The sequence below is a fragment of the Bradyrhizobium daqingense genome, from assembly GCF_021044685.1.
In the GTDB taxonomy this organism is placed as follows: domain Bacteria; phylum Pseudomonadota; class Alphaproteobacteria; order Rhizobiales; family Xanthobacteraceae; genus Bradyrhizobium; species Bradyrhizobium daqingense.
Map to the genome: position 1 here is coordinate 4,354,445 of NZ_CP088014.1, position 21,993 is coordinate 4,376,437.

The window sequence follows — 21,993 nt, forward strand, 5'->3', positions numbered from 1 at the left end:
CGGATCCCTCATCCCGAAAACGTGGCTGCCACCACGATTGGACCGAGAACGGTCAGCACCACGTTGCCGACCGCATAGGGCACGGCGACGCCGAGCACCGGGGTTTGGCTCTCGGCAACGTCACAAGCCCCCGTGACCGCGGCATCGACCGTCATGGCGCCGGCGAGAGCGCCGCAGGTCACGACCGGGTTCATGCGCAGAAGGTAATAGGCAACGAGCGTTCCTACCGTCATCGGAATCAGCGTGACGACGATGCCCATGCCGACCAGCAGCAAACCGTGCGCCTGGATCGCAGACCAGGCGGCAAGCCCGTTGCCGAGTCCGATGGCCGCGATGAAACCGCCGAGCCCGAGATCGCTCAAGGTTTGCTGCGCTGCCGGCGGCATCGCGCCCATGGTGGGCCTTCGCGAGCGCAGCCAGCCACAGACGAGGCCGGCGATCAGGGCGCCACCACCGCCACCCAGGGTCAGCGCGACCGCTCCGACCTTGAAGCTGGCAAGGCCGGCCAGAAGGCCGACGGCGATGCCGGCGGCGAGGAATGCGATGTCGGTCCGGTCCCCGGCGTTCAGCGCGTAGCCGACCTGCGCCGTAGCCCGTTGGATATTGCCGGAGCTGCCGACCAGCGTCATGATGTCGCCGAGATAGACGCGCGTTTCGGGCCCGAGCGGCACCTGCCGCCCCATCCTGGTCAAGATACGCAGGAATACACCGCGCGCGCTGTCGCCGACGATCTCGGCCACTTCGCGGATCGATCTGCCGTGCAGCTGGCGGTTCTCGACGAGCACGTCAATCACGTTGCCAGGCAGGCTGCGTAGCAGTTCGTCGGCATCGATTTCCGCACCGACGACGGGTTTCGCCGAGACGATGGCCGCGGTCGGCCCAGTCAGGACGATGTCATCGCCATCCTCGAGGACCACGTCGCGACGCGCGGCGACGTCGGCGCCGTGACGTACGATCCGCTCCACGATGGTGCGACTGCCGATCTCGGTCTCGATGGCCTCGATCGTGCGGCCAGCGGCGGTCGAAACACGATAGGCGCGGGCCTGGAATTTGCGATAGGAAAGATTGTCCGTTTTTGCAGGAGCTCCGCCGGCAAGCTCCGCCTCTAGCTTTTTTGCCTCCGTCTTGAGGTCGATCCCCATCAATCGCGGGGCGACGAAGGGGACGAATAGCAGAGTCAGGATGTAGCCGAGCACATAGGTTACGGCATAACCGGCCGCGATATTGGCTTCCTGCTGCTTCAACACGTCGGCCGGCAGGCCGAGCTGCGCCAACGCGCCCGATGCAGTGCCGATGACCGAGGATTGCGTCAGCGCGCCCGCCGTGAGGCCCGCGGCGGTGCCGGTATCGAGCCTGAACGCATGCGCGAAAATCAGCACGAGCACGAGGCCGGTAGTCCCGATCACCAGCGCCAGCACCACCTGCGCCAGGGTCCGCACGCTCAACGAGGCGAAGAACTCCGGTCCCGACCGGTAGCCGATCGTGAACACGAACAGGCTGAACAGGATCGCGCGCAGGATCGGCGGAAACGTGAAGCTGCCGAGCTGGCCGATCAGAACGGCTACGATCAGGATGCAGGCAGTCGTTCCCATCGAGAAGCCACGGATCCTGATGCGGCCAAGGACGGTGCCGATCGCAATGGCGAGCAGCAGGAATATTTCCGGTGCGGCGGCGATGATCCACCTGACGGTTTCCATGGCATTCCCCCGGCGCTTTGACGGGATTTGATTGGCGCCCCAGGGATCTTGCTTGATCCAGATCAAGCCTCGGCAGGGTCGGCGGGATGCCTATGACAGAATGGAGTATTTGCGGCAGCCCGTATTTCCGAGATGAGTACCCTGGACGTCGCAGCCGGCGCGATCCGCCGCGACGAGACGGTCGAGATCGTATTGTTGCTCGCTTTCGCGGGCGGCTTCATCGATGCCTATACCTGGATCATTCACGGCGTGCTGGCGAACGCTCAGACCGCGAATTTGATCTTCCTTTGGGCCTATGGGATGGCGGGTAACTGGGCGAGGGCGTCGCACTTCGTGCCACCGATCCTCGCCTTCGCGGTCGGCATCGTGATCGCTGCCTGGCTGCGTCGTGTCGCTGGCGGGCGCGCTGCGGCGATCAGCACTGTCATCGAGATCGTGCTGTTGATCGCGATTGGTGTCCTGCACAACCGGTTGCCGGACTTGGCGGGAACGCTCGGCATCTCCGTGGTCGCAGCCATGCAATCATCCATGTTCGCCAGGGTCGAGGGCACCGTTTGCAGCACGGTGATGATTACCGGCAATATGCGTCAAGCCATCGAGAACATCTTTTCGGTCGTGTATGGCGGGGCTCCGCTCGGGACGTTGCGCAAGTCGGGCATCTTCTTCGCATTGTGCGCCGTGTTCGGCTTTGGCGCCGCCGCCGGCGCTTTTGCGACCAAGAGCATCCCCGATCTCGCGCTCGGCCTGCCCGTCGCCGCGCTGCTGATTGCGCTGCTGCGCTGCGAAGCCCCTCGTCGGGAGCAAGGGCGATGAGTACACCGTCCGATCCGACCTGGACGCGATTCTTCCCGCCGGCAGGCTGGCTTGCGGCCTATCGCGGCGAATGGCTGCCGTCCGACGCGATCGCCGGCGTCACGCTGGCCGCTTACGCCATTCCGGTCTCGCTCGCCTATGCCGCGCTGGCCGGCCTGCCACCGCAGATCGGCGTCTATGGCTACATGCTCGGAGGCATCGGCTACGCCTTGCTCGGGTCGTCCCGGCAGCTCGCGATCGGGCCGACGTCAGCGATTTCCCTGATGATTGCAGGCACCGTCGGTGCGCTGGCCGGAGGAGATGCGGTACGCTATGCGCAGATCGCGAGCCTTGCGGCCTTTGCCGTGGCGGTGCTGTGCCTGATCGCCTGGCTGTTCAAGCTCAGCGTCCTCGTCCGGCTCGTTAGCGACAGTATTCTGGTCGGCTTCAAGGCCGGAGCTGGGCTCACCATCATCATGAGTCAATTGCCGAGCCTGCTTGGGGTGGCCGGTGGCGGCCACAGTTTCTTCGATCGGGCTGTCAAGCTGTTCGGGCAGCTCGGCGGCATTGATCCGCTGGTGCTGGGCATCGGTGCGGTCGCGCTCTTGTTGCTTCTGCTCGGCGAACGGCTGTTGCCGGGAAAACCCGTCGGCATCACCGTCGTTGCGCTTGCGATCGCTCTGGCGACGCTGCTGGGCTTGCCGGCCCTTGGTGTGCCCGTTACCGGGAAGATACCGGAAGGGCTGCCGGTGCTGGCGGTCCCGACATTTGGCCTGCTGGAGTTCGACGATCTATTCCCTCTCGCCGCAGGTTGCGTGCTCCTTGCCTATATCGAAGGCGTGTCGGCGGCCCGCAGCTTCGCTGCCAAGCACGGCTATTCGCTCGATGTCCGTCAGGAATTCCTGGGACTGGGCGCAGCGAACCTCGCCGCTGCTTTCGGCCATGGCTATCCCGTTGCCGGTGGCCTGTCGCAATCGGCCGTCAACGACAACGCCGGGGCGCGGACACCGCTGGCGCTGGTGATCTGCTCGGTGACGCTCGGTCTGTGCCTGTTGTTCTTCACGGGGCTGCTGACCAACCTGCCGAAGGCGGTGCTCGCGGCCATCGTCTTCGCCGCCGTTTACAGGTTGGTCGACGTTCGTGCCCTGCTGCGAATGTGGCGGGTCAGCCGAATCGATTTCTACGCGGCGGCGATTGCACTGATCTCCGTGCTGCTGCTCGGCATCCTCCAGGGCGTCCTGCTGGCGTCGATCGCGTCGATCTTCCTGCTACTGGCGCGGGCCTCGCGACCGAATGTCGCGTTCCTCGGTCGGCTGCCCGGCAGCGGCCGCTATTCGGACAGTGCGAGGCACGAGGGCGTCGAGCCGCTGGTTGGAATCATCGCCTTCCGGCCCGAAGCGTCGTTGCTCTATATCAATTCCGAAACCATCCTGGAAACCGTCCTGACGGCGCTCCGCACGTCGACGGGCGTGCGGCTGGTAATCTGCGACCTTTCGGCGTCACCCTACATCGACCTGGCGGGCGCAAGCATGCTGCATGATCTTTACGAAGAACTTGCGTCACGCAAGGTGGCCTTCTGCATCGTCGGTGCGCATGCGCAGCTGCGCGATCTTCTACGCGCGGAGGGACTGGCGGACAAGACCGACAGCAGCCACTGGCTGCGGTCGCTCGACAACCTGCTCGCAGACGATCAGGTGAGCTCCGCGCAGCGAACCGCCTGACGCCGCTTGGTATTGCGCTGCGAACGGCATGGCATCGTTGCCGGAATGCGCGAGACCGTTGACTTGGATCAATGGAGCGACCGTCGCCGCACCCACGATCCCGCATCACCTTCGGTAAAGGATCGGGAGAAACAAATGTCCAAAGACGCGAACCCCGCACAGAAGCGCATCGACCGGTTCTTTTCGGGCCCAGGAGCGCGGGCGGACGACTGGCGAGACCTCGTGGAGGCCGCCAAGACCTGGGCGCGTGTCGGCAATCGCGCGGCCTATGACGCCGCGCTCGCCGATCTTTCGATCACCGAGGAATTTCACGGCTATCCGGGCCTGCCGCTGATGGCGGCGCTGCGGGAAGCAGCGGCCACAGGCGACGGTTCGGCCGCATTCGCCCTTGCGACGAGAATTGCTCAGGCGCTGGCGACGCGATCCTTCCGCCAATATGCCGGCGATTGGAGCGCAAAGGACGACGGCAACGGCGATGCGCCCGAGCTGGTGCCGCCGAGCTTCGGCGCGCATACGGCGCGCCGGCCCTATTTCGAGACCCTGATCGTCACCGGCGTCTCCCCCGGTCAGTGGCCTGCGCTTGCGGCCGAATGGCGCAAGCTGCGGCGCCCGGTCGACGCCTTCATCTATGAGCCCGTCATCGTCGGCAGCCTGGAGGATGCGTTCTGCGCGACGATGCTCAATCCCAACATCGGCGCTGTCATCATCAACGAGGGTTTCGGGCTGCGCTCAAGGCACGATGCGCCGGTCCTGCGTTCAATTATGGGTGCAGCCGGCCTCAACGACGAAACCGACGCGTCAGCGCTCCGGCTCGCCCACATCATCAAGCGGGTCAGGCCCGAGCTGGATCTCTACATGATCTCGAACCGCGACGTGGAGGAGCTCGCCGGTAATCCCGAGGCGGACGTGGTTCGCCGCATCTTCTATTCCGTCGAAGAGCTTCTGGAGCTGCATCTGTCGATCCTCGAAGGCATCCAGGATCGCTACGACACGCCGTTCTTCGACAATCTCAAGAAATACGCCCAACGCCCGATCGGCACTTTCCATGCGCTGCCGATCGCCCGCGGCAAGTCGATCTTCAAATCCGACTGGATCCGCGACATGGGCGAGTTCTACGGCCCGAACCTGTTCCTGGCCGAGAGCAGCGCCACCACCGGCGGCCTCGACAGCATGTTGGAGCCGACCGGCAACATCAAGAAGGCGCAGGAGAAGGCGGCGAGGGCGCTCGGCGCCGACCGCGTCTTCTTCGTCACCAACGGCACCTCGACGTCCAACAAGATGGCGGTGCAAGCGCTGCTCGCGCCCGGCGACATCGCGATCGTCGACCGCAATTGCCACAAGTCGCATCACTACGGCATGGTGCTGGCCGGAGCGCAGCCGCTCTATGTTGAAGCCTTCCCGATGACGGAATATTCGATGTACGGCGCGGTACCGCTGAAGACGATCAAGCAGGCGCTGCTGGGCGCCAAGGCGGACGGCCGGCTCGACCGCGTCAAGATGCTCGATCTCACCAACTGCACTTTTGACGGTCACATCTACAACACGCGCCGGGTGATGGAGGAATGCCTTGCCATCAAGCCCGACCTCATCTTCCTCTGGGACGAAGCCTGGTTCGGCTTTGCCCGGTTCTCGCCGTTCCTGCGCCGCCGCACGGGCCTGGGCGCCGCCAACGAGATCGAGGCTTGGATGCGCGATCCGAAGTCGGTCGCGGTCTATGAGAAGCAGCAGGCCGAGCTCGGCAAGAACCCGTCCAACGAGGTGCTGCTCAAGACCCGGCTGATCCCGGACCCCAGACAGATAAGGTTGCGCGTCTACCAAACCAATTCGACCCACAAGTCGATGTCGGCGATCCGTCAGGGCTCGATGTTGTCGGTCAAGGATGTGGAATTCCACACGGTCGAACAGCAGTTCAAGGAGGCGGTGTTCACCCACGCCTCCACCAGCCCAAACCAGCAGCTCATCGCCAGCCTCGACATCTCGCGGCGGCAGATGGAGCTGGAAGGCTATGGCCTCGTCGCCAATGCGATCGAGATCGCGTTCGCGATCCGCCAGGCAGTCAACAGCAATCCGCTGATCTCGAAATATTTCCGCATCCTCGGTGCCGACGCCATGGTGCCGGCACAATACCGCCAGAGCGGCTTCACCGACTTCCTCGCTCCCGGCGTCAACTGGGCGAATACACTCAAGAGCCTGGACGACGACGAGTTCTGCCTCGATCCGACCCGCATGACGCTGGTGTGCGGCATGGCCGGCTATGACGGGACGCAGTTCAAAGGCATTCTCGCCAACGAGTACAACATCCAGGTCAACAAGACCTCCCGCAACTCGGTCCTGGTCCAGTCCAACATCAACAACACCCGCAGCGATGTGGCGCATCTCGTCCGCGTGCTCGCCGAAATCGCGGGCGAGATCGATCGCGGCCTTGCCCAGGGCGGCGCCAATGCTCGGAAGACCTTCGAGGCACGGGTGACGAGCCTGATGAAAGATGTGCCGGATCTGCCGAACTTCTCGCATTTCCACCCGAGCTTCCGCGGCGATGCCGGCACCAAGACCAATGAAGGCGACATCCGCAGCGGCTTCTACGCGGCCTATGACGTTGCCGGATGCGAGCACATCCGCCTCAACGATCCCGAGATCGATCAGCGGCTAAAGGCCGGCCCCGAGCTCGTCTCGGCGAACTTCGTGATTCCGTATCCGCCGGGCTTTCCGATCATGGTGCCGGGCCAGGTCATCACCCAGGAAACCATCGACTTCATGCGCAAGCTCGATGTGAAGGAAATCCACGGCTACGACGCCAAGGAAGGACTGAAGCTCGTGCGCACGGAAGCTTTGGCCAAGCTCGGCCGGCCAAAGCCCGCCGCGCAAACGAAGCTCAAGGCCGCATCCTAAGGCTTGGAGGGGACTAACATGCAGGCATTTTTCGAGTTTCTGCGGCAGTATCCGTATCTGCTGCTGTTCTTCGTCGTCGGTCTCGCCGTCTATATCGGCCGGGCCAACGTCAAGGGTTATGGCCTCGGCATGGTTGCCGGCGCCATCGTGGTCGGCGCAGGCATCTCGGTCTGGGCGTCCAGCTATGGCGTGAAGCTCGAGCTGAACAACTTCGCCAAAAGCTTGTTCTATTACCTCTTCATGTATGGCGTGGGCTTGCGCGTTGGTCCGTCCTTCATCAACAGCCTGCGAGGCGATGGCATCAAGTTCGTGTTCCTCGCAGTCGTGTCCAGCGTTTTGGGCCTGACACTGGTGGTGCTCGGTGCAAAGCTCTTTGCCCTGCCGCCAGGTGCTGCCGGCGGCATGCTCGCGGGATCGCAGACCATGTCGGCGGCGATCGGCTCGGCAGAGCAGGCGGTCACCTCAGGTGTCGTGAAGCTGCCAGAGGGCATGAAGCCCGAGGAAGCCTCCGGCATGATCGCGCTCTCCTACGGCATCACCTACATCTGGGGCACCGTCGGCATCATCCTGATCTGTAAATACCTGCCGCGCTGGTGGGGCGTCGACGCCAAGGCTGCCGCGAAGCAGTATGAGCGGGAATATGGCGTCAAGGATCTCGAAGGCGGCGGCCTGACCGGCTATCGTCAGTTCGGCCTGCGAGCGTACCGGCTGGAGAATCCGGCGACGGTGGGGATGAGCATCGCCAAATTCCGCGCGATTAATCCGGAATACCGGATCGTCAATGTCGGGCGCAATGGCGAGCCGCAGGGCGCTGATCCCGAGCTCGTGTTGCAGAAGGGCGACATCGTCGCGCTGGGCGGCTCGACCGAGCATCTGACCGAGAAGATGGGCCTGATTGGTCCGGAGGTCGCCGATGCCAAGACACTCGGTATACCCATGGACCAGGCTGAAATCGTCGTCTTCAACAAGGACGTCGTCGGGCGTACCTTCGAATCCTTCCGCGACACGGCCATTGCCGGCCAGCTGCAGGTGACCAAGGTGGAGCGGGGCGGCGTGCAGATTCCAGCCGGTCTCAAGACCAAGCTGGAACGCATGGACATCGTCTCCGTGGTCGGCCTGAAATCAGCGGTCAACGAGCTCGGCGAGAAGTGGGGCCGGATTGCGCGCGCCAATACGTCAACTGATCTTCTGACCCTGTCCGTCGGCATGATCATCGGCTTCCTGATCGGCATGATTGAGTTTCCGGCGTTCGGCGCCAAGATCGGTCTCGGCAATGCCGGCGGCCTCCTGCTGTCGGGCGTGATCGTGTCCTCGATCGTGTCGCGGCTGCGCTTCTTCGGCAACACGCCCAACGCGGCGCGGAACGTGCTGGAGGATCTCGGCCTCGTCGTCTTCGTCGCCATCGTTGGCGTCAATGCCGGCGCAGGACTGCTGTCGCAGCTTACTGGAGCCATCGCCTTGAAGATCTTCATCGTCGGCTTCATCGCCTGCACGATCCCGCCGTTCATCGTCTGGGCGATCGGCTTCCACGTCTTCAAGATCAATCCCGCCGTGCTAATGGGCGGCGTCGCCGGCGCGCGGTCGCATTCCGGCCCGTGCCGCGAAGCTGCGGTCGAGATCCAGAGCTCGGTGCCCTGGATCGGATTCCCGGTCGGCTATGCCGTCTCGGGCATCCTCCTGACGATCTTCGGCTACTTCGCGATGATCCTGGCGCAATGATCACAAGAGGGGAAAGAAACATCATGAGGAAAGTTGCCATCGGTGCCGTCCTGATTGCCTTGACGACAGCCACTCTCGGTATCAGCACGCGGGCACGTGCCGATACCGGCCAGGTTGCGGTCGTCTTCACCAAGGGTGGCTTCATCGTCGGGGCCGGTGGCGGAGAGGGCGTTTTGCTCTACCGCGGCAAGAAATACCCTTTCACGGTCTCCGGCATGAGCGTGGGTCTCACCATCGGGGCGTCAACGACGAAGTTCGTCGGTCGGGCGCTCAATCTGAAGGGGCCGGCATCTATCGAAGGCTCCTATGCGGTAGGCGGAGCCGGTGGGGCGATCGCCGCAGGCGCCGGTGCCGTTCAGCTGCAGAACGGCAATGGTGTGATCCTTCAGCTCAGCGGCCCCAGGGTTGGCGCGGAAGTGTCGGCTGCGGTCGGCGGCGTTACGATCCGCCTGAAGTGAACCGAAGGAGCGACGGGCTGCGTCACCGCAGCCCGCTCGCGTCTCAATATCGCTCGGCGACGAAGTTCATCCCCTTCAGGCCGGCCTGGTCGTCGTAGCGACCCCTGTCGGATCTGTTCGGCAGCTTGATCTTGTCCTTCTTGATGCGCTTGTAGGGGATGGCGCCGAGAATGTGGGCAATGCAGTTCAGCCGCGCCTTGCGCTTGTCGTCGGACCGGATGATGTACCAGGGCGCATCCTTCGTGCTCGTCTTCTTCAGCATGAGGTCGCGCGCCCGTGAATAATCATACCAACGCCGGAATGATTCCAGGTCCATCGGGCTGAGCTTCCACTGCCGGACAGGGTCGTCGATCCGGGCCTTGAAGCGGCGTTCCTGCTCGTCCATGCCGACTTCGAGCCAGATCTTGATCAGGATGATGCCGCCGTCGATGACGTATTTCTCCATCTGCGGACATAGATTGAGAAAGCGTTCGTGTTCCGCGGGAGTGCAGAAGTTCATGACATATTCGACGCCGGCACGGTTGTACCAGCTCCGGTCGAAGATCACGATCTCGCCGCCGGCCGGGAATCTCTCCATATAGCGCTGGAAGAAAAGCTGCGTCTTCTCGCGGTCGGACGGCGCGGGAAGGGCGCAAACACGGAAGACCCGCGGGCTCACCTTTTCGGTGATCGCTTTGATCGTCCCGCCCTTGCCGGCCGCGTCCCGGCCCTCGAACAGGACGATGACGCGCAGTTTGTTCTCTCGCACGTAATCCTGGAGATGACAGAGCTCGACCTGAAGCTTTCCAAGCTCCTTCTCGTAATCCTTCCGCTTCATCCGCCCCGCAGGCGCGTCCTTGGCCATGCCGCTCGCTCCTGTCGCGCTTCATTCGTCCCAAGAGATGGTCACGCCGATATCGCCGGGCACACCGCCGGGAAAATCGATCACCTGGTAGGAAATGCGATAGCCGCGCGGTTTCAGGTAGTCGGTCCAGAGCTGGAAGATCTCCTTGGGAATTCCGGTCAGAGTGTTCTCCCAGCCCTTTTCCATCTGATTGATGGCCCGTCCCTTGTCGGTGCAAAGCGAGTTGGGGAAGCGATAGACCAGCACTTCCGTCAGGCCGTTTCGCACGGCACGCTGGATGATGGTCGAGGCGAGCTTGATCTTCTCCTCCTCGCTTTTGCCGGAGGGCTTGCTCAGGCGCTCGATCAGAGCGCGTTTCTCCGCGTCGGCCGCTGCTGCGAGGCGGACATATTCGTCGGCTTTTTCGGCCTCCTTGAGCGCGGCTTCCCGTCGAATTTGGGCGGCGTTAGGGATGAGATCGTCGAGGCCCGGCATGGCTGGCGGCTCCTGATGATTATCCAATCAGCATCTGGAAAACGCTAGGTCGGATAGAGGGCGTTCCCTTGATTCAAATCAAGCAAATCAGGACGGGGCCGAACACAGTGCCGGACATGCATGGTTTGACCGGGAGAGACGCTTGAGCGACCAGATTCATCCGATGGCCCCGCACCATCTTCCGTTCTATCTGGCGCCGAGCAGCGGGACCGACACACTGATGGTGGTCATGGGCGTGTTCCTGATCGGTGTCGTGCTCTGGGTCGGCACGCTCTATTGGAAGCTGCACAGCTTGCCGGAGCGGATGGCGCACAAGTCGCAGAAGCTGCAATTCGAGCTTGTCGCGGTGCTCGGCCTGATCTCGCTGTTCACGCACATGCACATCTTCTGGATTGCCGGGCTGCTGCTTGCGATGATCGATCTGCCCGATTTCGGCACACCGCTGCGCAGCATTGCCGGATCGGTCGAGAAGATTGCCGACGCGACGCCGGGCGGCGCCGAGGAGGCCGCGAGTGACGTCGCGGTTGCAGCGCCTGCAGCAGAAAAGCCGGAGTTCGCCAAGAAGGAGCACAGCCATGCTTGAGCTGCTGATCTGCTCCCTCGTCACGATCCTGCCGGACTATCTCTACCGCCGCTACGCCCAGGGCAAGCGCCTCGGCAAGGAGATCACCTTCTTTTCGATCTGGTACGAGCTGCGTTGGGGCATCACCGCCTGCCTGATGCTGACGGTATCGCTGATCACCATGATCTTCTACTTCCATCCCTCGACGTCTTCGTCCGCGCTGTATTTCCGCACCGTGCCCATCCTCCCCGAGGGCTCGGGCCGCGTCGCGGACGTCAAGGTCGGCTTCAGCGCTCCGGTGCAGAAGGGCGATGTCCTGTTCACGCTGGACAGCTCGAGGCAGCAGGCCGCAGTCGAAACAGCCAGGCGGAAGATAGCAGAGGTCGATGCGGCGATGCAGACGGCGCAGGCCGACGTCGTGAAAGCGGAGGCCCAGGTCGGGGAGGCGAGAGCCAATTACCAGCAGGCCAAGGACGAGCTTGAGGTCAAGAGCGAGCTCCAGCGACGAAATCCCGGAATCGTCCCGCAACGTGACATTGACAAGCTCCAGGTCCTGGTCGACCAGCGCCAATCTGGCATTGATGCCGCGGCGGCCGCAAAGCAATCCGCTTCCTTGCAGCTGTCGGTTTTGCTGCCCGCGCAGAAGGCCAGCGCGGAAGCCGCGCTCGCTCAGGCCCAGGTCGACCTCGATAAAACCTTTGTACGCGCCGGCGTCGACGGACGGGTGGAGCAGTTCCTGATTCGGACCGGTGATGTCGTCAATCAGCTGATGCGCCCGGCTGGCGTGCTCGTGCCGGAAGGTGCTGGCCGCAAGGCGCTGCAAGCGGGATTCGGCCAGATCGAGGCCCAGGTGATGAAGGAAGGCATGGTGGCGGAGGCAACCTGCATTTCGAAGCCATGGGTGATCATTCCCATGGTGATCACCACGGTGCAGGACTACATCGCGGCCGGACAGTTTCGTTCCGGCGAACAGCTTATTGATCCACAGAACATCGTCCGTCCGGGCACCATCCTGGTGTTCCTGGAGCCGCTGTACAAGGACGGCCTCGACGGTGTGACCCCCGGCAGCAGCTGCATCGTCAATGCCTATACCAGCAATCACGAGGAGATCTCGGCCAAGGACACGCCCACCAGCCGGAAGATCGCATTGCATGTCGTGGACGGCGTCGGCCTCGTCCACGCGCTGCTGCTGCGCATCCAGGCGTTGCTGCTGCCGATCAAGACGCTCGTGCTCAGCGGGCATTGAACGGCGAGGGGAAGGACGGATCAGATGGGTTCGAGGAGATTGGTTACGTTTGGTGCGACGTCGATTTCCCTCGTCGTCACGGTCGTCAGCGCAGATGCGCTCGAGCTCAACGGCGCATGGGCGACCGGCGCCGATAATTGTCCCAAGGTGTTCGCGCGCAAAGGAGCCCAGCTCGGCTTTACCGATATGTCGGATGTTTATGGCGGCGGCTTCATTGTCGATGGTGATCAGATCATCGGAAAATTCGCACGCTGCCGGATCAAGGCAAGGAAGGACAGCGGGCCGAACGTCAACCTGGTCGCCGCTTGCGCCACCGACATGATGCTCTCCAGCGTTCAATTCAGCCTGAAAGAGCTCGATGCAAACAGCCTCGTTCGGCAGTTCCCCGGCATGGAAGACATGGAAATCCGCTATCACCGTTGCCCGGCTTCGTAGCGGGAAGATGCGCTGGTTTTGACACATGTTCAACATGTGTCGGGTTGCGGGCTGTCAGCGTGCCGGGAATCCCGCTAGGATTGCCTGGAAAGCAGCCGTCGAAGCTGCGGGATGGAGCTGAGCGGGCGCATGTGCAGTGGTTCGGTCAAGCCCTGGCGAGCTGCGGCCGCACTGTTGTGCCTCGGCCTCTTAGTCGCCGTGTGCCTGCCACCTGTGCGCGCCGATGCCGTCGAGCGAAGCCGGCGCGGCGAGCTCAAGCGCGTGCTGATCCTGCACTCCTTCGGCCGCGAGTTTCGGCCCTGGAGCGAGTATGCGCGTGACATCAAGGCCGAACTCGAGCGCAAATCGCCCTGGCCGCTCGATATCCAGGAGCATGCGCTGCTCTCGGCCCGTTTCAACAATCCCGGTCCCGATGCGCCTTTCGTCGAGTATCTGCACTCGTTGTACCAGGGCGCATTGCCCGACATTGTGTTGTGCATCGGCGCGCCTGCGGCCCGGTTTGCGCAGAGATATCGGGCGAAACTGTTCCCCGACACGCCGCTCATTCATGCGGTGGTCGAACATCGGCTGGTCGACCGAGCCAATCTGAGCAGCAACGACGTCGTCGTGGCGATCCGCAACGATTTCCTGGTCGCATTCGAGAACATCCTACAGGTTCTGCCTGACACCAAGTCGGTTGCAGTTGTGGTAGGGGCTTCGCCGCTGGAGAAGTTCTGGCTGGAGGAGGTGAAGCGGGAGCTGAAACCTCTCGACCAGAAAATCGAGTTGGTTTGGTACTCGGATCTGGCGTTCGATGACATATTAAAGCGCGCAGCAAACCTCCCGCCCCACACCGCGCTGTTTTGGGGCCTGATGTCGGTTGATGCGGCCGGGGTTGTACACGAGAGCGACATCGCCCTGCGAAGCCTCCATGCAGTCGCGAATGCTCCGATCTTCTCCTACGCCGAACCGTTCTTCGGTGACAGCACCGTCGGTGGACCGATGCATACGATTGCGGAAACGAGTTCGAGGACCGTTAGCGCGGCGATTGGCATTCTCGGTGGCGCGAAACCGGAGAGCATCAGTTACGAGCCTATCGGCTTCGCAGCACCCCGGTATGATTCGCGGGAATTGCAGCGCTGGGGCATCAGCGAGAGTCGTTTGCCTCCGGGCAGCGCGATTTTGTTTCGGGAGCCGAACATCTGGCAACGTTATCGCTGGCAGATGTTGATGATCGTAGCCATATTTCTGGTGCAGGCAGGCCTCATCAGCGGGCTGCTGCACGAGCGGCGGCGGCGGCGGTTTGCCGAGGTCGAGTCGCGCCAACGTCTCGCCGAACTTGCTCACGCCAATCGCTATTCCGCCGTCAGCGAATTCACCACGTCGGTCGCCCACGAACTGAACCAGCCGCTCGGCTCCATCCTGACCAATGCGGAGACGGCGGAGCTCATTCTGAGCACCAGCTCGCCGGACATCAGCGAGGTTCGCCAGATTCTCGCCGATATCAGGCGTGACGATCATCGGGCGAGCGAGGTGATCCGCAGACTGCGCTCTATCTTGAGAAAGACGCCGTTTGAGGTCAAGGACATCGAGCTCAACGAAACTGTCCGCGAAACGCTCGGCCTGGTGAAGGCCGTCGCTGACGGACGCCACATCGCGTTGACCTACGTGCCTGTTCTCGCCGATCTCCACGTCAGGGGCGATCCGGTCCAGCTCCAGCAGGTCATCCTCAACCTGATCATCAACGCGATGGATGCGGTGTCCGATGCAAATGCCGATAAGCGCGAAGTAAGCGTCTCAACCGTTCGTGCCGGCAATCAAGCCGAGATCAGGATCACCGATACCGGGCCTGGAATAGCCGCGACCGACCTCGCCAAGGTCTTCGATCCGTTCTTCACGACCAAGCCGCAAGGCATGGGAATGGGACTTGCGATCGTCAAAACCATCGTTGAGGCCCATCATGGCGAAATCGCCGCAGCAAACCATGCCGCAGGCGGGGCCCTGTTCACGATCCGGCTTCCGATCGCCCAGTGACCGGGCACTGCCTTGATCTTGATCAAGCCTGTCGATGGCTGCGACCGTTTTTCTTTCGCAGTTGCATGATGCCGGCTCCTGATGGATGCGGAACTGATCGAATGATGCTCTGCTCTCGCGCTGCAGCAGTCTCGACGACTTCGTTTCGTTGATCTCGATCAACAAATGCCCGCGATCCGGCTCGATCTTCTCAAGTTGGAAGTCGAGGGAGGATGTGATGTTTCGTTGCGGCAAGACTCTGATGGCGCTGGCGCTGTTGATGGCGACTTCGGTCGCCGCAATGGCGCAGGCCCCAACGACGCCTGCAGCCCCGGCGCCGCAGGCGCAGCCCGCGAGCCCGCCCGCGCCCGCGGCCGAGCTCTTGAAGCCGGAGCAGCTGGAGGCCCTCGTCGCGCCGATCGCGCTCTATCCCGACGAGCTGCTCGCCAATGTACTGGCGGCCTCGACCTATCCGCTGGAAGTGGTGCAGGCCGACCGCTGGCTGAAGGAGCGCAAGAGCCTGAAGGGCGATGCGCTGAAGACGGAAGTGGAGAAGCAGGGCTGGGACGACAGCGTCAAGGCGCTGGCCAGCACCGCCGACGTCCTCGCGATGATGAGCGATCAGCTCGACTGGACCAAGAAGCTGGGCGATGCCTTCCTCGCGCAGCAGCCCGACGTGATGGACGCGATCCAGCGTCTGCGCAACAAGGCCTATGACAACAAGAAGCTGGTGACGACCAAGCAGCAGAAGGTCAGCGTCCAGTCTCAGGAAGGCAAGCAGGTCGTCGTGATCCAGCAGGCCGATCCCGCGGCGATGTACGTGCCGTATTACGACCCGGCGACGGTCTACGGCAGCTGGCCCTATGCGGAGTATCCGCCGTATTATTGGGGCTACCCGTCCTATATCGGAGCCGGCGTGGTCGCGGCCGGCATCGCCTTCGGCACGGCCTGGGCGATCGGACGCTGGGGCAATTACTGGGGCGGCGGCTGCAACTGGGGCAACCGCAACGTCTATGTCAACCATCGCACCACGAACATTGGCAATGGCTGGCAGCACAATCCGGCGCATCGCGGCGGTGTGCGCTACAACAACAGCAATGTTCAGCAGCGCTTCGGCAACAACAATCTAAAGGCCGGTGTGTCGGACCGGATGGATTTCCGCGGCCGCGACGGCAACCAGGTGCTGCGCCCCAACCAGGGTGCCGGGGACCGGGCGGGAGATCGTGCGGGTGATCGCGGCGGTCCAGGAGATCGCGCTGGGGATCGCGCAGGTGATCGCGCCGGCAATCGTGGCGACCGTCCGGGCGCGGGCGATCGCCCCAGCGCAGGGACGCGCGACCGGCCTGGCGGCGGCGATCGCGCCGGTGCCGGTGATCGTGCCAAGGGCGCGACCAAGGGTGGCGGCGATCGCGCCAAGGCTGCGAACCGGGCCGGCGGCGGTTCGGCCAATCGTGGCGGAGCCATGAACGTCTCCTCCGGCCGCTCGGCTGCCGCAGCATCCGCGCGCGGCCGCGCCAGCATGGCGAGCATGCCGCGCGGTGGCGGCGGCGGACCGAGCTTTGCCGGCCGCGGCGGTGGTGGCGGAATGGCGATGCGTGGCGGCGGCGGTGGATTCCGCGGAGGCGGCGGTGGTGGCCGGCGCTCCGACATCGCGTTGAAGCATGACGTCGTCCTGCTCGGGCAACTGTCAAACGGCCTCGGCTACTATCGTTTCAGCTATATCGGCAGCGACAAGGCCTATGTTGGCGTCATGGCGCAGGAGGTGGAGCAGGTGATGCCTGCCGCGGTGACCCGCGGCAGCGATGGATATCTGCGCGTCTACTACGAGAAGCTCGGCCTGACATTCCGCAGGTATGGCGACTGGCTCGCCGGCGGCGCGAAGATCCCTGCGAAGGTGACGCCATGACCGGCTTGGAATCATTCCGCCGCGCAATGTTGCCGGGACTCGTGGTGCTGCTGTTGCTCGGCTCTGCGTCACAGGCGCAGCAGTCCTTCAAGACGCCGGAGGACGCGGCCGCCGCGCTCGCGGCGGCGGTCAAGAGCGGGCCGGATGACATCCTGAAAGTGCTTGGGCGCGCTGCCGACGACATCGTCTCCTCCGGCGACGAGGTCGCCGACAACGACATCCGCCAGCGCTTCACCTCGATGTACGACGCCAAGCACGCCATCAAGGCCGAGGGCAACAAGACCGCGACCCTGATGCTCGGGCCGGACGATTTCGCGTTCCCGATTCCGCTGGTCAACACCAAGAGCGGCTGGGAGTTCGACACCGACGAGGGACGCATCGAGGTGCTGCGCCGTCGCATCGGCCGCAACGAGCTCGACGCCATCCAGACCGCGCTCGCCTTCGTCGACGCGCAAAACGAATATGCCGAAAAGGACCGCGGCGAGGGCGTCGGCGTCTACGCGCAGCGCATCGTCTCCTCGCCCGGCAAGAAGGACGGCCTGTTCTGGCGCGACGACAGCGATCCGAGCCCGCTCGGCGCGCTCGCGGCCGAAGCCTCGAAGGAGGGCTATCGCGGCGGCGATGTCGGGCCTGCACCTTATCACGGCTATTACTTTCGGATTCTGAAGGGGCAGGGGCGGGACGCGCCCGGCGGCGCGCTCAACTACGTCGTCAAGGGCAAGATGATCGGTGGCTTCGGCCTGATCGCCTGGCCCGCGGAATACGGCAATTCGGGCGTGATGACCTTCCTCGTCAATCATGACGGCGTCGTCTACCAGAAGGATCTCGGCAAGCGCACGGCCTTCGTCGCCGAGCGCACCACGTTGTTCGATCCCGACGAGACCTGGAAGAAGGTCGATGCCGCAAAACCCTGAGCCGCGCCTGCGCGCATTTCGCCTGATCGCGCTGCTCCTGCTCGCGCTCGGGCTGATTCTGCCGGCGACGCCGTGCTTCGCGCAGGCCGCCGGTCACGTCAGGGTCAAGATCGTCAAAGCGGGATTCCTGGCCGGCGGTGGCGCTGGCAGCGGCGTGTTGACGTACCGGGGCAAGAACTACCCCTTCAAGGTCAGCGGCGTGAGCTTGGGCATCACGGTCGGTGCAACTTTCGGCCGCCTCGACGGCTGGGCATCCGGTATCCGGGAGATCAGTGATTTCGCCGGCACCTACAGTTCGGTCGGCGGCGGCTTCGCGCTGGTCGGCGGCGCCAACGGCGTGCACCTCCGCAATGACAAGGGCGTCACGATGGTGCTGCAAGGCCCGAAGGCGGGCCTCGAGCTGGCGGCCAATATCAGTCGGATCACGATCGTCTTGAGGTGAGACTCAGTCCGGCCGCGCGGACCCAAGCGAGAGCGACAGGCGCACCGTTCTCGGATCGTCACTCCGCGCAACCTTGAAACCTGCCTTTGCGAACACGTTTCGCATGGACCCGTTGTCGGACAGGACCTCGGCTGTGAGCTCTCGTACGCCTTGCTCGCACGCGATCTCCGTCAGGTGCCTCAGCAACAGCGAGCCCACCCCGCGACCTTGCCAGGCATCCACCACGACGAAGGCCATCTCGGCCTGACCGGGCTCGACGACGACGTACCGGCCGCCGCCTATGATGCCGTATCGACCCTGTTCTTCGGCGAGAGCGGCCAGCGCAACGTGATTGCTGAAATCCACCTCCATGAAGAAGGCGCGCTCCTTCTCCGAAAAATGCCGTTTCAGAATGAAGAACCGGTTCTGCAGCGACTGCGGTCCGGTACGAGCGACGGCGGCGAGCATATCCGCCTCGTCGCTGGCGCGAAGTGCGCGGATCTGGATCGGAGTGCCGTCCTTCAGGACGGTTCGCACGCTGTAAGTTGCGGTTTGTGACATGCTCGTAAATCGTCCAGCCGCGTCTCAGGCCTCTTATGCAGGATAAACGCCTCCCAAGCGTGCAGATCATCTTGACCTAGATCAACGTTCGTCCTGGCCCAGCGCCGTCAATTGGCTAAGGCGACGGAGAGGTCGAGAACATGTCTATGGACAAGTTGCAAATTCCGGGCGGTCCCATGTCGGGACTGGTCGCCTCGGCAGTGGAATACCTGGTCGATGCGGGACAGCGCAGTGTCCTGTTCCTGGATATCATGCGCCGGCGCGGGGACCAGTACAGGGAGCATGTCGCGCAAACCGCCCCGCACGTCCTGCAATATGCGGCCGAATTGATCCTGGACGGGCGCCAGCTCGCCGAACCCGTCAATTACGCGCTGGTTCGCATCGTTCCGCCCGACAACGTCGAGATCGACATGGACCGGCGGCCGTTCGTCGTGGTCGATCCGCGTGCGGGCCACGGCCCCGGTATCGGCGGCTTCAAGGCGGATAGCGAGATCGGGGTGGCGATGAAGGCCGGCCATCCCTGTTACTTCATCGGCTTCCTGCCGGACCCCATGCCCGGTCAGACCATCGAGCGCATCGCGCGTGCCGAAGCCATCTTCATCGAAAAGGTCATGAGCCTTCACCCGGATGCCGACGGCAAGCCCTGCGTGATCGGCAATTGCCAGGCCGGATGGGCCGTTATGATCCTGGCCTCGCTGCGTCCCGAGCTGTTCGGCCCGCTGATCATCGCCGGCGCACCGCTGGCCTATTGGGCCGGCGTGCATGGAAAATATCCGATGCGCTACTCGGGCGGGCTGTTGGGCGGAAGCTGGTTGACGGCCCTCACGTCTGATCTCGGCGCCGGCAAGTTCGATGGTGCATGGCTGGTGCAGAACTTCGAGAACCAGAACCCGTCGAACACGCTCTGGAGCAAACAGTACAACGTTTATTCCAAGGTCGACACCGAGGCGGATCGTTACCTCGAATTCGAGCGTTGGTGGGGCGGCCACGTCAACCTGAACGCCGAGGAGATTCAATTCATCGTCGATGAGCTATTCGTCGGCAATAATCTCGCCGCCGGCAACATCGAAATGTCCGATGGCCGGAAGGTCGACCTTCGCAACATCAGATCCCCGATCGTGGTGTTCTGCTCGGAGGGCGACAACATCACGCCGCCGCAGCAGGCGCTGCATTGGATCCTCGATTGCTACGCCGATGTCGACGAGATCAGGGCCTACGGCCAGACCATCGTCTACACAGTGCACCAGAGCATCGGCCATCTCGGCATCTTCGTCTCCGGCGGCGTCGCCAAGAAGGAGCACGCGGAATTCTCCAGCAACATCGACCTCATCGACGTGCTGCCGCCCGGGCTCTATGAAGCGACATTCGAGGCGAAGGGTGAGGAAACCGCGAGCTCGGATCTGGTCGTCGGCCAGTGGGTGATGCGTTGCGAGGCGCGGACGCTCGACGACATCCGCGCCATGGGCGGCAATTCGCCCGAGGACGAGCGGCGCTTTGCCACCGCGAAGCGGATCTCGGAGATCAACCTGGCGGCCTATCAGAAATTCGTCCAGCCGTGGCTCAAGCGCATGGTGACGCCGCAGATGGCGGAATGGGCTCACAACATGCATCCGCTGCGGCTGCAATACGAGCTGTTCAGCAGCCAAAATCCTTACATGGCGACGGTGAAATCATTGGCCGAGAAGGCGGCCGAGGAGCGCAAGCCGGTCGCCACGGACAATCCGTTCCTGGCATTCCAGGAGCAGATCTCGAAGCAGGTCGTTCATGCCCTCGACAGCTGGCGCGATTCACAGGAGGCGCTCAGCGAGGCGATGTTCCTCAGCGTCTATGGGTCGCCGGCGCTCCAGGCGGCGGTCGGGATCGATCCGACGTCCACGCCGTCCCGTCGGCGTGAGATGTCCGCCGAGCATCGCACCATGCTCGAGAAGCGCATCGCCGATCTGAAGTCGCGGATCGCTGAGGGTGGCCTCCGTGAAGCGGCGCTGCGCGCTTTGCTCTATGTCGGGTCGGCACGGGGCATGGTGGACGAACGCAGCATCGAGGCTCTGCGCCGGATCCGCCGGGATCATGGCGGCGCACGCATGTCTCTCGCCGAGTTCAAGATGCTGGTACGCGAGCAGTTCTTCATGCTGTTGCTCGACCGAGAATGGGCGCTCGCCGCAATCCCGAAATTGCTGCCTGACGACATGAACGCTCGTCGCGCAGCATTTGAAGCGATCGAGCAGGTGCTGTCGGCCAGTGCGGATGTCACCGGCGAGCGCGCAAACCGGCTGCGGCAGATCGCCGGCCTGTTTGGCCTCGACACCGCGGAAGGTTCCGAAAGGACATCGAACGTTACCCCTTTCGATCCCAAGGCGAAGGCGTCGTAGCGCGAGTTGTAAGGATCGGGAGCGACACCATGTCAGCAGATGCGACGGCAACGCAGTCTCCCAGCAAGTATGATCGTCTGATCGCCGCTGCCAAGGCAATCCCGCCGGCGCCGACCGTCGTGGTGCATCCCTGCGATGAGACATCCTTGCGCGGCGCCGTCGACAGCGCCTCTGCCGGCATCATCCGGCCGCTCCTGGTCGGGTCGGTGCGCAAGATCAGGGATACGGCTGCCACGTTCGGCCTGGACATCTCGGGTTATGAGATCGTGGATGCCGCCCACAGCGACGACGCCGCGGCGAAAGGTGTCGAATTGATCCATGCCGCGCGCGGTGAATTGCTCATGAAGGGCAGCTTGCACACCGACGAACTGATGCGGGCGGTCACGGCTAAGGTCGGGGGGCTGCGCACCGATCGGCGCATCAGCCACGTTTTCGTCATGGATGTGCCGGCCTACGCCGAGACGATCTTCGTCACTGACGCCGCGATCAACATCTTCCCGGATCTGGACGCCAAGCGGGACATCATTCAGAACGCGATCGATCTCTACAATCAGGCGGGCTTCGGCAAGTCGCCGCGGGTGGCCATCCTTTCCGCGGTCGAAACCGTCACGTCGAAAATTCCGTCCACGATCGAGGCCGCGGCGCTCTGCAAGATGGCGGATCGCGGCCAGATCACGGGCGGGATACTCGACGGCCCGCTGGCTTTCGACAACGCGATCGACCTCGAATCGGCGCGGATCAAGGGCATCAAGTCCGAGGTGGCCGGCCGCGCTCAGATCCTGGTCGTGCCCGATCTCGAAGCGGGCAACATGCTGGCCAAGAACCTCGCTTATTTCGCCAAGGCGGACGGTGCCGGCATAGTCCTCGGCGCGCGCGTGCCTGTGGTGCTGACCTCGCGTGCGGACAGCCCACGAGCGCGGATGGCGTCCTGCGCGGTTGCCGCACTTTATGCTCACGCGCGGCGCCAGAAGGCGCCGACAGTCGCGGCGTGAC

General features: G+C 63.4%; 18 protein-coding genes. 14 read left to right on the top strand and 4 right to left on the bottom strand.

The genetic code is table 11. The annotated features are described in order from the left end of the window. Positions 1-8: 8 nt before the first annotated feature. A complete protein-coding gene (locus LPJ38_RS20430) occupies positions 9-1,697 on the bottom strand; it encodes an aspartate:alanine exchanger family transporter (protein WP_145640950.1) in 1,689 nt (562 codons plus the stop codon). A gap of 132 nt (positions 1,698-1,829) precedes the next feature. Between LPJ38_RS20430 and LPJ38_RS20435 the strand changes: the two genes are divergently transcribed. The 5 genes from LPJ38_RS20435 to LPJ38_RS20455 all read left to right on the top strand — a co-directional run bounded on the left by LPJ38_RS20435 (position 1,830) and on the right by LPJ38_RS20455 (position 9,276). Beyond that, positions 1,830-2,510 (top strand): YoaK family protein, encoded by a 681-nt coding sequence (locus LPJ38_RS20435; protein WP_145640947.1) that lies wholly within the window; start codon positions 1,830-1,832, stop codon positions 2,508-2,510. Continuing rightward, the gene (locus LPJ38_RS20440) at positions 2,507-4,210 is read left to right on the top strand and encodes a SulP family inorganic anion transporter (protein ID WP_145640945.1); all 1,704 of its coding nucleotides are present in this window, start codon (positions 2,507-2,509) and stop codon (positions 4,208-4,210) included. Before LPJ38_RS20435 ends, LPJ38_RS20440 begins: the two co-directional genes overlap by 4 nt. A gap of 135 nt (positions 4,211-4,345) precedes the next feature. Next, positions 4,346-7,099 carry a decarboxylase gene (locus tag LPJ38_RS20445; protein ID WP_145640942.1) on the top strand — a complete coding sequence of 918 codons (2,754 nt, stop codon included), beginning with the start codon at positions 4,346-4,348 and terminating at the stop codon, positions 7,097-7,099. Between the two features lie 18 nt (positions 7,100-7,117). Then, a complete protein-coding gene (locus tag LPJ38_RS20450; RefSeq protein ID WP_145640939.1) occupies positions 7,118-8,818 on the top strand; it encodes an aspartate:alanine exchanger family transporter in 1,701 nt (566 codons plus the stop codon). 23 nt (positions 8,819-8,841) lie between these two features. Next, complete coding sequence (locus LPJ38_RS20455) at positions 8,842-9,276, top strand: hypothetical protein (protein ID WP_145640936.1); 435 nt, start codon at positions 8,842-8,844, stop codon at positions 9,274-9,276. A 43-nt stretch (positions 9,277-9,319) separates the two neighbouring features. Here the strand turns inward: LPJ38_RS20455 and ppk2 are convergent, their stop codons facing one another. Together ppk2 and LPJ38_RS20465 are read right to left on the bottom strand one after the other, a co-directional pair. After that, positions 9,320-10,120 (bottom strand): polyphosphate kinase 2, encoded by an 801-nt coding sequence (ppk2, locus tag LPJ38_RS20460; RefSeq protein WP_145640934.1) that lies wholly within the window; start codon positions 10,118-10,120, stop codon positions 9,320-9,322. A 21-nt stretch (positions 10,121-10,141) separates the two neighbouring features. Beyond that, entirely contained in the window at positions 10,142-10,594 is a 453-nt protein-coding gene (locus LPJ38_RS20465) for a hypothetical protein (protein ID WP_145640931.1), read from the bottom strand. A 163-nt stretch (positions 10,595-10,757) separates the two neighbouring features. Between LPJ38_RS20465 and LPJ38_RS20470 the strand changes: the two genes are divergently transcribed. From LPJ38_RS20470 to LPJ38_RS20500, 7 genes are all read left to right on the top strand, one after another. Further along, entirely contained in the window at positions 10,758-11,177 is a 420-nt protein-coding gene (locus tag LPJ38_RS20470; RefSeq protein WP_145640987.1) for a hypothetical protein, read from the top strand. After that, on the top strand, positions 11,170-12,402 hold the full coding sequence (locus LPJ38_RS20475) for an HlyD family secretion protein (protein WP_145640929.1): 1,233 nt from the start codon (positions 11,170-11,172) through the stop codon (positions 12,400-12,402). Before LPJ38_RS20470 ends, LPJ38_RS20475 begins: the two co-directional genes overlap by 8 nt. A gap of 147 nt (positions 12,403-12,549) precedes the next feature. Next, the gene (locus LPJ38_RS20480; protein ID WP_231088361.1) at positions 12,550-12,837 is read left to right on the top strand and encodes a hypothetical protein; all 288 of its coding nucleotides are present in this window, start codon (positions 12,550-12,552) and stop codon (positions 12,835-12,837) included. Between the two features lie 111 nt (positions 12,838-12,948). Next, positions 12,949-14,850 carry a sensor histidine kinase gene (locus tag LPJ38_RS20485; RefSeq protein ID WP_145640924.1) on the top strand — a complete coding sequence of 634 codons (1,902 nt, stop codon included), beginning with the start codon at positions 12,949-12,951 and terminating at the stop codon, positions 14,848-14,850. Positions 14,851-15,067: 217 nt separating this feature from the next. Further along, positions 15,068-16,735, top strand: a complete 1,668-nt coding sequence (locus tag LPJ38_RS20490) for a DUF3300 domain-containing protein (protein WP_145640921.1) — start codon at positions 15,068-15,070, stop codon at positions 16,733-16,735. Then, complete coding sequence (locus tag LPJ38_RS20495) at positions 16,732-17,649, top strand: DUF2950 domain-containing protein (RefSeq protein ID WP_145640916.1); 918 nt, start codon at positions 16,732-16,734, stop codon at positions 17,647-17,649. The genes LPJ38_RS20490 and LPJ38_RS20495 overlap by 4 nt, the downstream gene beginning before the upstream one ends. Further along, positions 17,633-18,091 (top strand): hypothetical protein, encoded by a 459-nt coding sequence (locus tag LPJ38_RS20500; RefSeq protein WP_145640914.1) that lies wholly within the window; start codon positions 17,633-17,635, stop codon positions 18,089-18,091. Before LPJ38_RS20495 ends, LPJ38_RS20500 begins: the two co-directional genes overlap by 17 nt. A 3-nt stretch (positions 18,092-18,094) precedes the next feature. Here the strand turns inward: LPJ38_RS20500 and LPJ38_RS20505 are convergent, their stop codons facing one another. Beyond that, positions 18,095-18,607, bottom strand: a complete 513-nt coding sequence (locus LPJ38_RS20505) for a GNAT family N-acetyltransferase (RefSeq protein ID WP_347339040.1) — start codon at positions 18,605-18,607, stop codon at positions 18,095-18,097. Between the two features lie 164 nt (positions 18,608-18,771). Between LPJ38_RS20505 and LPJ38_RS20510 the strand changes: the two genes are divergently transcribed. Both LPJ38_RS20510 and LPJ38_RS20515 read left to right on the top strand, forming a co-directional pair. Then, positions 18,772-21,000, top strand: a complete 2,229-nt coding sequence (locus tag LPJ38_RS20510; protein WP_145640909.1) for a DUF3141 domain-containing protein — start codon at positions 18,772-18,774, stop codon at positions 20,998-21,000. 29 nt (positions 21,001-21,029) lie between these two features. Next, entirely contained in the window at positions 21,030-21,992 is a 963-nt protein-coding gene (locus LPJ38_RS20515; RefSeq protein ID WP_145640908.1) for a phosphate acetyltransferase, read from the top strand. Position 21,993 lies beyond the last annotated feature (1 nt).

Bases quoted from the DNA above. Each gene is read 5' to 3' on its own strand.
- LPJ38_RS20430 (WP_145640950.1), bottom strand. From the start codon at position 1,697: ATGGAAACCGTCAGGTGGATCATCGCCGCCGCACCGGAAATATTCCTG.
- LPJ38_RS20435 (WP_145640947.1), top strand. From the start codon at position 1,830: ATGAGTACCCTGGACGTCGCAGCCGGCGCGATCCGCCGCGACGAGACG.
- LPJ38_RS20440 (WP_145640945.1), top strand. From the start codon at position 2,507: ATGAGTACACCGTCCGATCCGACCTGGACGCGATTCTTCCCGCCGGCA.
- LPJ38_RS20445 (WP_145640942.1), top strand. From the start codon at position 4,346: ATGTCCAAAGACGCGAACCCCGCACAGAAGCGCATCGACCGGTTCTTT.
- LPJ38_RS20450 (WP_145640939.1), top strand. From the start codon at position 7,118: ATGCAGGCATTTTTCGAGTTTCTGCGGCAGTATCCGTATCTGCTGCTG.
- LPJ38_RS20455 (WP_145640936.1), top strand. From the start codon at position 8,842: ATGAGGAAAGTTGCCATCGGTGCCGTCCTGATTGCCTTGACGACAGCC.
- ppk2 (WP_145640934.1), bottom strand. From the start codon at position 10,120: ATGGCCAAGGACGCGCCTGCGGGGCGGATGAAGCGGAAGGATTACGAG.
- LPJ38_RS20465 (WP_145640931.1), bottom strand. From the start codon at position 10,594: ATGCCGGGCCTCGACGATCTCATCCCTAACGCCGCCCAAATTCGACGG.
- LPJ38_RS20470 (WP_145640987.1), top strand. From the start codon at position 10,758: ATGGCCCCGCACCATCTTCCGTTCTATCTGGCGCCGAGCAGCGGGACC.
- LPJ38_RS20475 (WP_145640929.1), top strand. From the start codon at position 11,170: ATGCTTGAGCTGCTGATCTGCTCCCTCGTCACGATCCTGCCGGACTAT.
- LPJ38_RS20485 (WP_145640924.1), top strand. From the start codon at position 12,949: ATGGAGCTGAGCGGGCGCATGTGCAGTGGTTCGGTCAAGCCCTGGCGA.
- LPJ38_RS20490 (WP_145640921.1), top strand. From the start codon at position 15,068: ATGTTTCGTTGCGGCAAGACTCTGATGGCGCTGGCGCTGTTGATGGCG.
- LPJ38_RS20495 (WP_145640916.1), top strand. From the start codon at position 16,732: ATGACCGGCTTGGAATCATTCCGCCGCGCAATGTTGCCGGGACTCGTG.
- LPJ38_RS20500 (WP_145640914.1), top strand. From the start codon at position 17,633: ATGCCGCAAAACCCTGAGCCGCGCCTGCGCGCATTTCGCCTGATCGCG.
- LPJ38_RS20510 (WP_145640909.1), top strand. From the start codon at position 18,772: ATGTCTATGGACAAGTTGCAAATTCCGGGCGGTCCCATGTCGGGACTG.
- LPJ38_RS20515 (WP_145640908.1), top strand. From the start codon at position 21,030: ATGTCAGCAGATGCGACGGCAACGCAGTCTCCCAGCAAGTATGATCGT.